This window comes from Sorangium sp. So ce296 (assembly GCF_051529605.1).
In the GTDB taxonomy this organism is placed as follows: domain Bacteria; phylum Myxococcota_A; class Polyangia; order Polyangiales; family Polyangiaceae; genus Sorangium; species Sorangium cellulosum_D.
Genome location: NZ_CP150325.1, coordinates 8761798 through 8775544, shown reverse-complemented (window position 1 = coordinate 8775544; position 13747 = coordinate 8761798). Strand labels below are relative to the sequence as shown.

Here is a 13747-nt window from a genome sequence, read left to right as displayed (position 1 = left end):
GTGGTGGAGTCGCCGGAGCGCGCGTTTGCCTGCGGATGGGCATCACGCGGCGAGCGCGGCGCCGCGGAACGCCAGGTGAGCGGCACGGTCGCCGGCGCGGCCTCGCGGCGACAGCGCGACGAGCTGCATCGCCGTCCGCTCGGCGACCTGCGCGCGGGTGCTCTCGGCGCCATGGCGCCCGAGCCGGAGGAACAGCTGCCCGCGGCGACTGGCCTCGATCCATCTCGACGGCGCGAGCCACCGCTCGGCCGCCGCGACGCCCAGGATCGTGGAGCAGCAGACCTCGGCGCGGACGACGGGCGTGGTCGCGCCGTCGAGTCCGATGCGCGCGAGCACCCAGCCGATCGCCGCCGCGGAGTAGCGCCGCCGGGGCAGCAGCCCGCGAGGCACCACGAGCACGACCGCGCGGCAGGCGCTGCAGCGGTAGCGCCGAGCCTGCACCGTGACCTGCTGCGGAGCGCCGCCCGCCTCGAGCGGGCCGTACACCTGACGCTCGCGCAGGCCGTGGCCACGCATCACCAGCGGGCCGTCGACGGGTCGGCCGGCCGCGTCGCAGCAGGGACAGCGCGCCGGCCGCAGGTGCTCAATCGTTGGCAGCACCGTCATCCAGCGCTTGATATCCACGTCGGCTTGAACGATCCTGCATGAGCTCCGCTCCTGCATGGTGCTCGGAGCACGACGAGGGGAGGACGGGTCGCCACAACACGCATCCCCTCGTCACCTATTTTGTGGCCGGCCTCGCGCCGATGCTCCGCTCCGTCGGCCCGGCCTTACGTCAGCGGCGGTGCTGACGTGGAGCAACGTGCACTGGTAATTTAGGGCAAGGAGCCGGAACGCATGACAACGGAAGCGATGTAGCTTTGGGTCCAAGATTCTGTGAGAATTTCTGGTGAGGACACGGAATCCACGACGGCGAGCGCCGACCGACGACGGAGCCGCTGCATCCACCCCGGCTTCCTCTCCCCGGTCGGTACCGACTCCATGATGGAGGAGCACGGACCACTCAGGAGATAGCCATCACGAACAGGGATCGAGATCGGGGCGAACTCCACTTTTGGGAGGGCGCGGTAATACACATGAATACCAGGCACTCTCACCGAATCCGAACGCAGCAATGAGCCCGTCTCCGCGAAGGCCCACAACTTCGCCACGCAATTCCCTTACAACAAAGGCGAGCAACGGGATAAAACACTGAATCAACACAAAAACATCATCCGGCTCATTTTCATCGGCGATGGTGCTTGAGCCACGCATATCGGCGGCTAGAACAGCTACACTTTCTTTATGATTCACACCAATGCGCGACTTTTGACGCAAGTCAGACACGAGCCCACGATCGGCGCCTCCCACTCCAGCCGTTCTTACCGTTTCACGCAGACGCTCTTGGGCGAACTTTGTCGTGCCCACGGTCTGCGCCTGAACACCGCGTTGAGCCGTTGCGAAAGATCGCCTGATCTGCGCACGCACGGCAGCACGCTGAAGATAGATATAGTCACCTTTGCTGCTCACCGACCAATCCGTCAGATATTGAGATACGAAGTTTCCGACACTTGCGCATCAAAGCTGGACTGAGGCCGACCGACTTCGGTCTTATCGGGAGCTGCACCCGCACAAGCATATAGCAGGGCAAGCACAAACGCTGCGAGAACGGCGATCCGCAGCCAGCACATGGCCTTCTCGATAGATCCAAATTTCGCTAGAGCAATCTGCGCCAGTGTATGGTTGTGAAGCGAATAGTTCCTAGAAATTGCCTCTGGCGTGAGCGCAACCACGGCATTTACATAAGCCTCGGAAGCCATATTGGCAATATCCGGAAACGAGTGAAGCGAGTGTTCCGCTTTACCTGTTCGAGGCGACAAGGCATCGATCGTGTGCACCAAGGTCATCAATACCGATACTGCAACGGCCGCTGCCGTGACCGCACCTAACCAGAAGGCCCACCAGGCGGCCGTGCGCGCCGTGGTGAGCATGCGCTCCGAGGTTGCGGAGACGACAGCCCCGACAGCGGCGGCGAACGCCAGGATGGCTCCGGCCTTCGCGTCCGCAATCTTGACGTACTCCGTAAGGTAAGCATTGGCCTTGCTCGAGAATTCAGCTGAGTCCATAGGATACCCGGTTGCCATTGGTTCCGCTCTAGCGCCCCATCAAACCCGTTACAGTATCGCACAATATAGAAATTTTGTCACATTTGAATGCGACCACCCGGCACATATTCCAAATATTTAACATCTGTCCATCCTCCTGCAAGTGACAGGCCGGGTACCTGAAGCTTCTCCGCATTCACCGTCCAATAGTATCGCTCTCCGGCGGATGCGGTTGGAGCATTCTCATGAAACAAAATGTCATATTCGGCAGCATAAGCATAGATGCGTGGACGACTCGGGATCGCCTGTTCAAGCCGCGCGGCACGAACGAAGGCTTCGCCCTCCGCAGACCAATCATCGGTACCGCGCTCATGCGCCTTTTGAAAGAAGGCCACTTTGCTATCGCACGCGATCGTAACCTTGGCGGTTAGCTCGTCAGGACCATACACTTGACCCACAATCTGCTTACAGAACGACATGGATTTCTGCACTTCAAAGACGCCGAAGTATGGACTAAAAATGCAGACAATGCAGTCACCCTCATCGCGAAAATAAACACCACCATGGTCCTCGACGGTTGGGACTACGCGCGAGAAGAATTCATCCAAAAGCGCAACACGTTCACTGATCTCCTTTTCTCGCGCCCACTTCGAGTAGCCGTTTAGGTCCGCACGAACAACGAGCGCCACCGTGAGTTGGTCACCATAATACTTGTAACGCTGCGCACTCGCGGCAGATTTCTCGATCAATGCTTGGTCAGCGCCGGCTTTGAGTCGGTAGTAGTCGCTAAGCTGTTGTCGTCTACTCGTCATCTTCTTCTCGCATGATTATGATGTGCTCAAGGCCATTGCGACTCAGGCGCAGATCCGTACCGGCGGCATGGTCGCCTGCCGGTGCATAGCGTTACCATCAGTAGGCCACTACCATTGCTGAGAACACCATAAGATTTGTACCAATGGTACCGCGCACCGCGCGACTGGGCGTGGGCCGGAATATTCTCCAGTAGCTGCAACTTGCGCTTTTCCACTCCGATAATTGGTTCCAGAGGATCTACCTTGCTTGTTCTAGAGAGTTTGGCAGGGTGCTCGAACTGGGGCCGCGGCCTTGGACCCCGCGGCTCTCACCGCCAGACATCCGCGCGCCATGCGTCGATCTGATGAGGGCCGCTCCAATTCGAGGGAGCGCGTGCGCTCGGCCAGCCCGTCGATACGCTTCGGGCAGGCGCGCTTGAGGGTGCCGTCTCGACCTTGCTCGAGGGCGGCCAGTTCGGCGTCATCAACGCCCGGTTCCACGGGCCGCCGCTCCTGCATGGAACGCCGATGCATCCGATCCCACCCATCATGCCCCTCCTTCGCATCATGAGTGGCTAGCGTAGCCGACGGTCAACCCGACATGTCAAGCCGCACGTACGAGGCAGTGGGGTGACACGATCGAACCAACATTGCGAGGTGTTAGTGGAGGTGTCGGCGAGAGATCCGGCGACGTCAGCGGACGGCCGATGCCCCCTTCAAAGGGCCGCGTCACCTCGCCGGCGCTTGTGAACAACGCGATGCCTTGGTAACAAGCCGGACGGACGCCATGTTGCGCCGTCGCTGCGTATTCTGACGTGCTCCAAGTAGCCGTTTCGCCGCGGGCTGAGCGTCGCTCCGACGGCACCCGAGCAGATGTTCCGGTGACCCGAGCGGTCGTTCCAGCAATCACCGAGCAGCAGTACCGGCGACCCGGGTAGCCAGTCCGACGGCGCCCGGGAGGTGCGAGCGACGCAGGTGACGCGCGAGCGGCGGATGCGCGCGCCAAACTCTGTGCCAATCCTCATTCCGGGCAGGATAACAGAGCCGTCGGCACGCCGCACCGCGTCGTCCGGACATGCGCAGGATCTAGCAGTCGAACACCCCCGCGCCCCGCTCGATCTCGCCGAACGGATCCACGAGCGCGCGCACCAGCACGCGCGCCGGCGCGCTCTCGATCCCCCCCGCCGCGCGCCACGTCGCATAGCGGAGCTCCCCGAGGAGCGCCCCGGCGAGCGGCGTGTAGACGAGATCGAGCGCCGAGGGGCGGACGCCGTTGGCCTCGTAGCCGTACTCCCAGAGGTGGGTGCCGGCGATGGCGAAGGCGACGGCGGCCGGCACGCCGAACCGGCAGCTCCGCGCCCTGAAGTAGATCTCGCTCCCGAGCAGGCCGTGGCCGATCACGTTGATCGGCCACGGGTCGTGATCCCACCGGAAGGCGGGCTGATCGGCGTCGAAGAGCGGCGGCTTCGTGAACGCCTCGCCGTAGTGGTATCCCCAGCGCTCCAGGCGGAAGTCGGCGAACGGATCGGGCCACAGCACCGCCTCCACGCTGCGGGTCACCGTGAACACGGCCAGCGTGTGCACGATCGGCGGCGTCCAGGCGGGCTCCACGCCCGCGGTCGCGACGGCGCCAGGCCGCGCCCCGGGCGCGCCGGCCCGAGGCGCGCGACGCGGAGGGGCAGCCGCGCCGGCCGGCGGAGCGACCGAGGACGCCTGCGGAGCGGCCGCGCCGGCCGGCGGAGCCGCCACCGGCGGAGCCGTCGTGGCCGGGCCGGCGCACGCGGACGACGAGAGGACGGCGAGGACAGCGGCGGCGTAAAGGCGGATCGAAGCCATCAAGACAGCGGGTGCGGCGCGCGCGAGGAGCACGGCGGCCGGACGCGAGTCTAGCGCGCCGGCGACCCCGGCGACGCGCCGCACTCGCCAGCGACCCGGGCTATCCTCCCCGCCCAGCGCCTGTTCCAGACCGTCGACGGCGCCCTCGGCCCGGTCAACCGCCCCCCTCACCGCCGCCCGCCCGCCCCGATCGCCTCGCCCACCACCGCCGCGAGCGCCCGCGCCGCCTCCGCCAGCGCGGGCTCCGCGTGCGCGCCGAACCCCAGGATCAGCCCCGGCGCGCGCGACGCCCTGGCGCGCCCCGCCGCGCCGCGCGAGAGCGGCATCGCGTCCACGCCCCGCGCCGCGAGCGCCTTCACGATCGCCACGTCGTCCGAGCCCTCGGGCAGGTCCAGCGTCAGCACCGAGCCGCCCGCGGGCGCGCGCACCCGCACCGCGGCCGGCAGCACGCGCCCGAGCTCCGCGAGCAAGAAGTCGCGGCGGCGCCGCGTCGCCTGCTTCAGCTTCCGCAGGTGGCGCGCGAAATGCCCCTCGTCGATGAAGTCGGCGAGCGCGGCCTGCAGCAGGTACGGCGGCGACCGCGTCGACGCCGCGCGCACCTGGGCCACCGCGCGCACCAGCGCGGGCGGGACGATCATGAAGCCGAGCCGCAGGCCCGGGAACAGCGAGCGGCTGAACGATCCCACGTGGATCACGCGGTCGTTCACGCCCTCGACGTCGAGGCCGAGCAGCGACGGCAGCGGGGAGCCGTCGAACCGCAGCTCGCCCTCGTAGTCGATCTCGACGACCACCGCCCCCGCCCCGCCGGCCCACGACAGGAGCTCGATGCGCCGCGGCAGCGTGAGCCGCGCGCCGGAGGGGAACGCGGAGGCCGGCGACACGAACGCGACCCGCGCGCGCGGCGCCCGGCGCGCCCCGACGTGCACCCGCAGCCCCTCGTCGTCGACCGGGATCGCGATCGGCCGGGCGCCCGCCATGCGCACCGCCGCGCGCAGGGCGAGCGGCCCCGACGCCTCCACCCACGCGGCGTCGCCCGGGTCGAGCAGCGCGCGGCAGCAGAGGTCCAGCGCGCCCTGGGAGCCCTCCGTGATGAAGACCTGGTCGACCGTCGCGCGCACGCCGCGGGCCACCGCGACATGGTGGAGCACCGCGCGCCGGAGCAGCAGCGCGCCCCGCGGATCGTGGTGGAGCGCGCCCTCGGCCGACATCGCGCGGAGGCGGCGCGCGAGGCACCGCTCGAAGATGCGCCACGGGAGCAGATCGAGGTCCGGCAGGCCGACGCCGAACGGGCGCGAGCGCGGCCGGCCGCCGAGGAGCGCGTCGAGCCGGTCGGGAGGCACCACCGCCGCGAGGCGCCGCGCGCTGCGGGACAGCCGCGGCGGGGCCGCCGCGGGCTGGGCGCGGGCGGCGCTCTGCCCCCCCGCGCGCACCGGCACGTGCGCCACGACCGGCGCCCGGCGCGCGCGGACCAGGACCGTGCCGTCCGCGGCCAGCGCCTCGTACGCCGCGGCGACGGTGTTGCGCGACACGCCGAGCTCCCGCGCGAGCTCGCGCGACGACGGGAGCAGGTGGTCGCGCTGCAGGACGCCCTCGAGCACGGCGCGGCGCAGCTGCTCGACCAGCTGCGCGGCCAGCGTCGCCGGCGCGCCGCGCTCCAGGCGGAGGAAGGCGTGAGGGGCGTGGGAGCTGTGGGGCACTGGCACCATCGAAACCGGCCGCCGTGGCACTTTCCAGGGTGCCAGATCCGGGTCACGGTGTCGACGAGGAGCCCGCCATGCCGACGCCGAGGCCGATGCCGACCACCGACGACGTCACGACACCGGCCGCCGCGCGAGAGGAGCAGGCCGTTGGTCACCGGCCGGGGACGCCTCGCCGGCCGCAGGCGCCCGAAGGCGGCAGGACGGGCGAGCTGTCGTCGCGCATCGCGCGCCGCGCGGCCGAGGCGCACGCCGGCCAGCCGCTCGATCGGCTGCTCGCGGAGGGCCTGCCGGGCAACGAGCTGACCACGCTGCTGCTCCATTGCCTGCGCCAGCGCGCGCTGCGGCGGAGCTTCGTCGAGGTGCTGGACCACGCGGAGCGGACGCCCATGACCCACGCGTCGGCCGCGGACGCCCGGCGCATCCACGCCTTCGACGCGGCGGCGTACGCGGCGGCGGCGGGCTTCGAGGCGGTGGATCTCGCGCCGGTCGGCCCGCTCGGCGCCACCGCGTGCGCTGGCGTCGAGCCGAACAACGTGCTCGCCACGGTGCGCTTCGCCGAGGTCGCCGCCGACCCGACGACCGGGCTCGCGCTGCACGCGGCGCGGCGCCGGCGCGAGACCCGGGGCGGCGAGCCGCTGCGCTTCTGCGCGAGCCAGCGCGTGCTGCGCATGCAGCCGACGAAGCACCCCGGCTTCTCGCCGCACTTCCGCCTGTTCGCCCTCGTGACCGCGGCCCGCTCGCCGGGCCGGAGCGAGGACGACGCGTGCGAGCGGCGCGCCCTGCTCGAGCACCTGCTCGTCTGGGCCGACCTCATCCGCGCGCTGCCCGCGGCCGGCTTCCGCGCGGCGGGCCTGCGCGTGGTCCTCTCCGACACGGCCGTGGTCCGGGCGTGCCTCGGCGCGCGCGGCCTCGACGCGGACGCGCTGGCGCAGCGGGCGAAGGCGCACGAGCCGGGGTCGTCGGAGGCGGCCCTGCGCGAGGCCTCCGTCGACTTGCCGCGCGCCGCGGCGGACTACGTGGGGGCGGCGCGGTCGCTCGGCCTCGGCCCGGAGCCCGTCGCGCGCGCCGAGCGCTGGGTCGCCGAGGTGGGCGAGCCGCTCGCGCGCGCGCGGCCGGAGGTCGAGATCGTCTACGACCTCGCGCGGTTGCAGGGGCTCGGCTACTACGCCGGGCCGTTCGTCCAGCTCGTCGTCCGGCGGGACGACGGCCTCGAGCTCCCCGTCGGGGACGGGGGCGCGGTGCCGTGGCTCGGCGCGCTGCTCTCGAACCGCCGCGAGCGGATGGTCGCGACCGGCATCGGGACCGAGATGGTCGTGAAGCTGTTCGATCGCCCAACCGCCCGAGCCGGCGAGGCTCGACCCCGAGCCGGCGAGGCTCGACCGGAGGAACCGACTCCATGATCATCGAGACCCCCTCCCTCACGCTCCGTCCCTGGACCGCGGCCGACGTGGACGCGCTCGTGAAGAGCGCGAACGACCGCCGCGTCTGGGCGAACCTCCGGGATCGCTTTCCGCACCCGTACACGCGCGCCGACGCCGAGGGTTGGGTCGCGCTGTGCGCCTCGCGCGCGCAGCCCGCCGAGGCCCTGGCGATCGTGGTGGACGGGGAGGCGGCCGGCGCGATCGGGCTCGAGCGCTTCGACGACGTGCACCGCTGCACCGCCGAGATCGGCTACTGGCTCGGCGCGGCCTACTGGGGCCGCGGGCTGGCCACCGAGGCGGTGATCGCGCTGACGCGGGCCGGGCTCGAGCAGCTCGGCCTCGAGCGCATCCAGGCGGGGATCTTCGACTGGAACCGCGCGTCGGCCCGCGTGCTCGAGAAGGCGGGTTACGCGTTCGAGGCGCGGATGCGCCGGCACGTGGTGAAGGACGGGCGGGTGGGCGACGTCCTGCTCTACGCGCGGGTCCGGGAGGAGGCGCCGGCCGGCGAGCGGCGGTGACGCGCAGGGCGCCCCGAGCGGGGCTCGCGTCCCGGCGGGCGCCTCACCCGCCGGCGCGAGGGTCGCTCTCCGCGGACAGCGCGGGCGCCTCCTCCGCGGCGGACGCCCGGTGCGCGGCGGGCTCGACGAGCGGGAGCGTCACGTAGAACCGGGCGCCGCGCCCGACCTCGCTCTCCGCCCAGATGCGGCCTCCGTGCGCGTCGACGATCCCCTTGGCGATGTAGAGCCCGAGCCCGGTCCCCCTCTCCCCGGGCGCCTCGACCTTCCAGAACCGCTCGAAGATGCTCTGGAGGTCCTCGCGGGGGATCCCGGGCCCCGTGTCGATGACGCCGAAGCGGGCCATCTCGCTGTCCCGGTCGACCGAGAGGGTCACGCGGCCGCCCTGAGGCGTGAACTTCAGCGCGTTGCCGACGAGGTTCGACAGCACCTGGAGCACGCGCTCCCGCTCGGCGGAGATCACGAGCCCGGGCGCGCTCACGCTCTGCTCGAGCCGGACCTGCTTGGATTCGGCGAGCGGCCCGAACAGCTCCAGGGTCTCGCGCAGGAGATCGTCGACGGCGCACGGCGCGGGCGTCACCGAGAACTTGCTGGCCTCCACGGTCGCCGCGTCGAGCATGGTCCGGATGAGCTGCTCCATCCGCTTGGCGACGTTCTCGATCGACTCCGCCTGCTGCCGTACCTGCTCGGAGTCGGCCGCCCTCCGCAGCCGGGCGGCCTTCAACGTGATCGCGCTGAGCGGGTTGCGCAGGTCGTGGGCCACGATGCCCATGAGCTCGTCGCGGGCCGTCACCGCCCTGCGCGCGGCCTCGCGCGCCTCCCGCACCTGCTGGTACAGGCCGCCGAGGCGCCTCGTGAAGTACCATGCGACGCCGAGGCCGGTCGACGCCAGGAGGCCCAGCAGGCTGTACAGCCGCAGCGCGAGCTCGGCTCGCTCCGCCCGCGCGCCGGCATAGGCGGCCTCGATGGCAAACTCCTTGTGGTCGACGAGGCGCTCGAGGGAGCGATAGAGATCGCGGCGACGCGGCCGCAGCTCCTCGTCGAAGCGGCGCGCGATGAGGCCCGCGTCCTCGGTCCGCTCCCGGGCCGCGAGCAGCTCCCTCTGGATCAGGATGAAGCGCCCGGCCGCCTCCTCGACGTCCGCGACCAGCTGGAGAGCCGTCGGGCTGAGCGACTCGGCGCGGAGCGCGCGGATGTTCTCGCGGAAGCGCGCCTTGGCGTCCTCGGCCTCGTCGAGGAGCTCTCGATTTCCGGAAACGAGGTAGCCCCTGCCGTGCGACACGACGAGCTCGGCGGTCCACCGGAGCCGTTCCACCAGCGTGATGTTGCGCTCTTTCGCGCTCAGCCACTCACTCTGAGCGTCCGCCACGGACGAGAACCGGCGAAGGGAGAACGCCATGCCGACCGCCAGGAGCAGGATCAGGATGGCATAGCCCCTCCTCGCCGTGGCCTCGAAGCGCGTCCGCGTCGGCATAACCAAGGTTCCTCCCTGCTCTCGACGGGGCTAGCGGGCCAGCGGATGGAGAGAGCCCTCGCTCCTTCGTGGCTGATCCCCGCTCAAAAGCTAGGCCGGGCAGCGCGGGGAGCAAGCTGCCCCCGGAGCCGCGCCGGGGGGCGGCCCCGGCGCGCCGGCGTCGCGCCGGAGCACGGCAGTCCGCTGTTGCTCCCACGCGCTCCACGGCGCCACTCGGCCTTCTTCAGCGTCCTCGAGAAGACCGCCGACCGGCGCAGGGGCGTTGGCGCTCGACCGACGCGCTACGGCGCTCCTGCGCGGGCGGCCGAACGGGATGGCCCGGCCGCCGGGGCGTTCGCGCGCGAAGGCGGTGACAAGCACGCGTTCCTCGATGTAAAGATCACGCGCCATGGCCGGCCGAGCCGCCAACCGGGTCCGCGAGCGGCGCGAGGCGCGCGGGCTGTCGCAGATCGCGCTCGCGGAGCGCGCCGGGCTCACGCGGCAGAGCGTGGGCGCCATCGAGGCGGGCCGCGCGACGCCGGCGGTCGACGTCGCGCTGCGCGTCGCGCGCGCCCTCGACTGCCAGGTCGAGGACCTCTTCGGCGCGCCGGGCGCGGCGGCCGCCATCGCCGCCGAGCTCGACGCGCCGGCGGCGTCGGGCCGCGCCGCGGTGGCGCGCATCGCGGGCCGCTGGGTCGCCTACCCGCTCGACCACGACGCGGCGCGGACGGCGGCGGACGGCATCGTGACCGGCGAGCGGCGCGGGAAGGCGGACGTCGAGCCCCTCCGGGCGCTGGCCGAGGTCGAGGACAACGTCGTCGTGATGGGCTGCGCGGCGGGCCTCGGGCTGCTCGCCGACCGGCTCAACACGCGGCCGGGGCCGGGGCGGTTCCTCTGGTTCCCCCGGTCGAGCACCGCGGCCCTCCAGGCGCTCGGCCGGCAGCGCGCCCACGTCGCGGGCGTCCACCTCGTCGACGCGCGCACCGGCGAGGCGAACGTCGCCGACGTCCGGAAGCTCGGGCACGCCGAGCCGATCGCCCTCATCACGCTCGCGCGCTGGGAGGCGGGCCTCGTGGTCCGCCTCGAGGACGCGGCCCGGATCCGCGGCGCGGCCGATCTCGGCCGCCCTGGCCTGCGCCTCGTCGGGCGCGAGGCGGGCGCGGGCGCCCAGCGGCTCCTCGAGCGCGAGGTGCGCGGTCACGGGCTGCCGATCGAGCTCGCGCGCAGGCCGCCGCTCCGGGCCGCCGGCCACCTCGACGTCGCGCGCGCCGTGGCCATGGGCGCGGCGGACACGGGCGTCGCCACGCGCGACGCGGCGATGGCGTTCGGGCTCGGCTTCGTCGCCCTGGCCGAGGAGCGCTACGACCTCGCGATCCCGCGGGCGTCGCTCGCCGACGCGCGGCTCCAGCGCCTGCTCGACGTGCTCGTCTCGGGGGCCTTCCGCCGCGAGCTGTCGGTCCTCGGCTACGACGTCCGCCCGGCGGGCGAGCGGGTCGCGGAGGTGCGGGCGGCATGACGGCGCGCGCGGGGAGACGGCACCCAGGGGCCTTGCGGACGCGCGTCGCCCGACGACCGCTGCTGCGCGCCTTCCCGCGCCTGGTCCTCGCGGCGTGCCTCATCGCCATGTTCGGCTGCGGGCGCTCGGAGCCGCCGCCTGCCCCGCGCGAGGACAGGCTCGCCGTCTTCGCCGCGGCTTCCCTCCGGGACGTGTTCACCGCGATGGGCGAGGACTTCAAGGCCGCTCACCCCGGCGTCGAGGTCACGTTCAACTTCGCCGGCACCCAGGAGCTCCGCACGCAGCTCGAGCACGGCGCCGCGGCCGACGTGTTCGCCTCGGCCGATCAGCGCCACATGGACGAGCTCGTGAAGTCCGGGCGCGCCGTGGGACCGGTCGTCTTCGCGCGCAACGAGCCCGTCCTCGTCGTCGCGCGCGAGAGCGCCGGCGCGATCCGGGGGCTCGCCGACCTCCCCGGCGCGGACCGGATCGTCCTCGGCACCCCGGAGGTCCCGATCGGCCGCTATACGCTGCAGATCCTCGATCGCGCGTCCGCGTCCCTGGGCGCGGACTTCCGCGCGCGCGTCGAGGCCAGGGTCGCCTCGCGCGAGCTCAACGTGCGCCAGGTGCTCACCAAGGTGCGCCTCGGGGAGGCGCAGGTCGGCGTGGTCTACCGGACCGACGCGCAGGCGGCGCAGGACGGCGTGACCGTCGTGGCGATCCCGCCCGAGGTCAACGTCGTCGCCGAGTACCCGATCGCGGTCGTGGCCGGCGCCGCGCATCCGGGGCTCGCGCGCGCCTGGGTCGACCTCGTGCGCTCGGAGGCCGGGCAGAGCGCGCTGCGGCGCGCCGGGTTCCTCGCGCCGTCCGGGGGCGGATCGGGCCCGTGAGCGCGCGCCTCCGCGCGGAGCAGGGCGCCCTGGCCGCGATCGGCGCGGTCCTCGTGGCGTTCCTGGCCGTCCCGATCCTGGCGCTGTTCGTGACGGCCACGGCGGCGGACGTCGAGCAGGGGCTCAGCCACCCCCTCGTGTGGCCCGCGCTGCGGCTGAGCCTCGTCACCACCGCGGCCAGCCTCGCCCTCGTGGTGGTCCTCGGGACGCCGCTCGCCTGGACGCTCGCGCGCGCGCGCGGGCGCCTCGCGCGCGCGGTCGAGACGGCGGTGCAGCTGCCCATCGTGATCCCGCCGGCGGTCGCCGGGGTCGCGATGCTGCTCGCCTTCGGGCGGCGCGGGCTCCTCGCCGGCTGGCTGTACCCGGAGGGGTGGTCGGTGACGTTCACGACCGCGGCGGTCGTCATGGCCGAGGTGTTCGTCTCGGCGCCGTTCTTCGTGCAGGCGGCGACGAGCGCGTTCCGGCGGGTCGACCCGAAGCTCGTGGTGGTGGCGCGGACGTTCGGCGCGTCGCCGCTCCGGGTGTTCTTTCGCGTGGCGCTGCCGCTGTCGGCCCCGGGGCTCGTCGCGGGGGCGGCCATGAGCTGGGCGCGCTCCCTCGGCGAGTTCGGCGCGACGCTCATGTTCGCCGGGAACCTGCAAGGCCGGACGCAGACGCTGCCGCTCGCCATCTACACGGCGCTCGAGTCGGACATGCGCGCGGCGCAGGCGCTGTCGATGGTCCTCGTCGCCGTGGCGTTCGCGCTGCTCCTGTTCGTGCGGGCCGCGGCGCGGCGCTCCGCCGGGCGCGGCGAGGCGGCGCCGTGACCGGCGCGGAGGGGCTGCGCGCCCGCGTGACGGCGCGGGTCGGGCGGCTGCGCATCGACGCGGAGATCGAGACCGGAGCGGGGACGCTGGCCCTCGTGGGGCCCAACGGCGCGGGGAAGACGAGCCTGCTCTCACTCCTGCTCGGCGTGCTCCCCGTGAACCGGGGGCGTGTCGAGATCGGGGGCGCGCTGCTCCTCGACACGGCCGCCGGCATCGACGTGCCGGTCGAGCGGCGCGGGATCGGCTACGTACCGCAGGACTACGCGCTGTTTCCGCACCTCAGCGTCCGGGAGAACGTCGCGTTCGCGGTGAGGAGCGATCCCTCGCGCCGGAGGGGCGCGTCCATCGGCGCGCGGGTGGACACGGTGCTGCACGACCTCGGCATCTCCGAGCACGCGGACCGCCGGACCGAGGCGCTCTCCGGGGGCGAGAGGCAGCGCGTGGCGCTCGCGCGCGCGCTCTCCGTGAGCCCGCGGGCGCTGCTGCTCGACGAGCCGCTGGCCGCGCTCGACGTCCATTCCCGCCGCGAGGTGCGGGCGTTCCTCGCGGGGTACCTGGAGGCGCTCGCCCTCCCGACGATCGTCGTCACGCACGACGCGGCGGACGCGCGGCTCCTCGGGAGGCGCATCGCCGTGCTCGAGGCGGGGCGCGTGACGCAGGCCGGGACGTGGGAGGAGCTTTCGGCCCGGCCGGCGTCGCGCTTCGTGGAGGAGCTCGTCGCGTCGGTGCGCGGCGGGGGTGAGTAACGCAGTCGAT

At 72.2% G+C, this 13747-nt stretch carries 13 protein-coding genes; 6 read left to right on the top strand and 7 right to left on the bottom strand.

Going from position 1 to position 13747, the window contains the following annotated elements:
• Window positions 1-42: 42 nt before the first annotated feature.
• From WME98_RS32430 to WME98_RS32405, 6 genes are all read right to left on the bottom strand, one after another.
• A complete protein-coding gene (locus WME98_RS32430) occupies window positions 43-624 on the bottom strand; it encodes a DUF6431 domain-containing protein (protein ID WP_437945562.1) in 582 nt (193 codons plus the stop codon).
• A 393-nt stretch (window positions 625-1017) separates the two neighbouring features.
• Complete coding sequence (locus WME98_RS32425) at window positions 1018-1509, bottom strand: hypothetical protein (RefSeq protein WP_437945561.1); 492 nt, start codon at window positions 1507-1509, stop codon at window positions 1018-1020.
• 11 nt (window positions 1510-1520) lie between these two features.
• Window positions 1521-2105 (bottom strand): Pycsar system effector family protein, encoded by a 585-nt coding sequence (locus WME98_RS32420; protein WP_437945560.1) that lies wholly within the window; start codon window positions 2103-2105, stop codon window positions 1521-1523.
• A gap of 77 nt (window positions 2106-2182) precedes the next feature.
• Window positions 2183-2896 (bottom strand): hypothetical protein, encoded by a 714-nt coding sequence (locus tag WME98_RS32415; protein ID WP_437945559.1) that lies wholly within the window; start codon window positions 2894-2896, stop codon window positions 2183-2185.
• A gap of 1065 nt (window positions 2897-3961) precedes the next feature.
• On the bottom strand, window positions 3962-4486 hold the full coding sequence (locus WME98_RS32410; protein ID WP_437945558.1) for a DUF3943 domain-containing protein: 525 nt from the start codon (window positions 4484-4486) through the stop codon (window positions 3962-3964).
• Between the two features lie 392 nt (window positions 4487-4878).
• Window positions 4879-6417, bottom strand: coding sequence for a PLP-dependent aminotransferase family protein (locus WME98_RS32405; RefSeq protein WP_437945557.1), 1539 nt, complete (start codon window positions 6415-6417; stop codon window positions 4879-4881).
• A gap of 68 nt (window positions 6418-6485) precedes the next feature.
• Here WME98_RS32405 and WME98_RS32400 point away from each other — a divergent pair, with 68 nt between their 5' ends.
• Together WME98_RS32400 and WME98_RS32395 are read left to right on the top strand one after the other, a co-directional pair.
• Window positions 6486-7811 (top strand): hypothetical protein, encoded by a 1326-nt coding sequence (locus WME98_RS32400; RefSeq protein ID WP_437945556.1) that lies wholly within the window; start codon window positions 6486-6488, stop codon window positions 7809-7811.
• Complete coding sequence (locus tag WME98_RS32395) at window positions 7808-8350, top strand: GNAT family N-acetyltransferase (protein WP_437945555.1); 543 nt, start codon at window positions 7808-7810, stop codon at window positions 8348-8350. Before WME98_RS32400 ends, WME98_RS32395 begins: the two co-directional genes overlap by 4 nt.
• A 43-nt stretch (window positions 8351-8393) precedes the next feature.
• Here WME98_RS32395 and WME98_RS32390 read toward each other — a convergent pair whose 3' ends face one another.
• Window positions 8394-9821: a sensor histidine kinase gene (locus tag WME98_RS32390; protein WP_437945554.1), complete on the bottom strand. Its 1428-nt coding sequence runs from the start codon at window positions 9819-9821 to the stop codon at window positions 8394-8396.
• A 388-nt stretch (window positions 9822-10209) separates the two neighbouring features.
• Between WME98_RS32390 and WME98_RS32385 the strand changes: the two genes are divergently transcribed.
• The 4 genes from WME98_RS32385 to WME98_RS32370 are packed head-to-tail and all read left to right on the top strand — an operon-like array spanning window position 10210 to window position 13737.
• Window positions 10210-11316 carry a substrate-binding domain-containing protein gene (locus tag WME98_RS32385; protein WP_437945553.1) on the top strand — a complete coding sequence of 369 codons (1107 nt, stop codon included), beginning with the start codon at window positions 10210-10212 and terminating at the stop codon, window positions 11314-11316.
• A 32-nt stretch (window positions 11317-11348) separates the two neighbouring features.
• Window positions 11349-12185, top strand: coding sequence for a molybdate ABC transporter substrate-binding protein (gene modA, locus WME98_RS32380; RefSeq protein ID WP_437945552.1), 837 nt, complete (start codon window positions 11349-11351; stop codon window positions 12183-12185).
• Entirely contained in the window at window positions 12182-12991 is an 810-nt protein-coding gene (locus tag WME98_RS32375) for an ABC transporter permease (RefSeq protein WP_437336644.1), read from the top strand. Before modA ends, WME98_RS32375 begins: the two co-directional genes overlap by 4 nt.
• Window positions 12988-13737 carry an ABC transporter ATP-binding protein gene (locus WME98_RS32370; RefSeq protein ID WP_437945551.1) on the top strand — a complete coding sequence of 250 codons (750 nt, stop codon included), beginning with the start codon at window positions 12988-12990 and terminating at the stop codon, window positions 13735-13737. The genes WME98_RS32375 and WME98_RS32370 overlap by 4 nt, the downstream gene beginning before the upstream one ends.
• Window positions 13738-13747 lie beyond the last annotated feature (10 nt).

What these genes read in the sequence shown, in the direction of transcription:
- WME98_RS32420 (WP_437945560.1), bottom strand. Translation starts at nt 2,105, where the DNA reads ATGGACTCAGCTGAATTCTCGAGCAAGGCCAATGCTTACCTTACGGAG.
- WME98_RS32415 (WP_437945559.1), bottom strand. Translation starts at nt 2,896, where the DNA reads ATGACGAGTAGACGACAACAGCTTAGCGACTACTACCGACTCAAAGCC.
- WME98_RS32405 (WP_437945557.1), bottom strand. Translation starts at nt 6,417, where the DNA reads ATGGTGCCAGTGCCCCACAGCTCCCACGCCCCTCACGCCTTCCTCCGC.
- WME98_RS32400 (WP_437945556.1), top strand. Translation starts at nt 6,486, where the DNA reads ATGCCGACGCCGAGGCCGATGCCGACCACCGACGACGTCACGACACCG.
- WME98_RS32395 (WP_437945555.1), top strand. Translation starts at nt 7,808, where the DNA reads ATGATCATCGAGACCCCCTCCCTCACGCTCCGTCCCTGGACCGCGGCC.
- WME98_RS32390 (WP_437945554.1), bottom strand. Translation starts at nt 9,821, where the DNA reads ATGCCGACGCGGACGCGCTTCGAGGCCACGGCGAGGAGGGGCTATGCC.
- WME98_RS32385 (WP_437945553.1), top strand. Translation starts at nt 10,210, where the DNA reads ATGGCCGGCCGAGCCGCCAACCGGGTCCGCGAGCGGCGCGAGGCGCGC.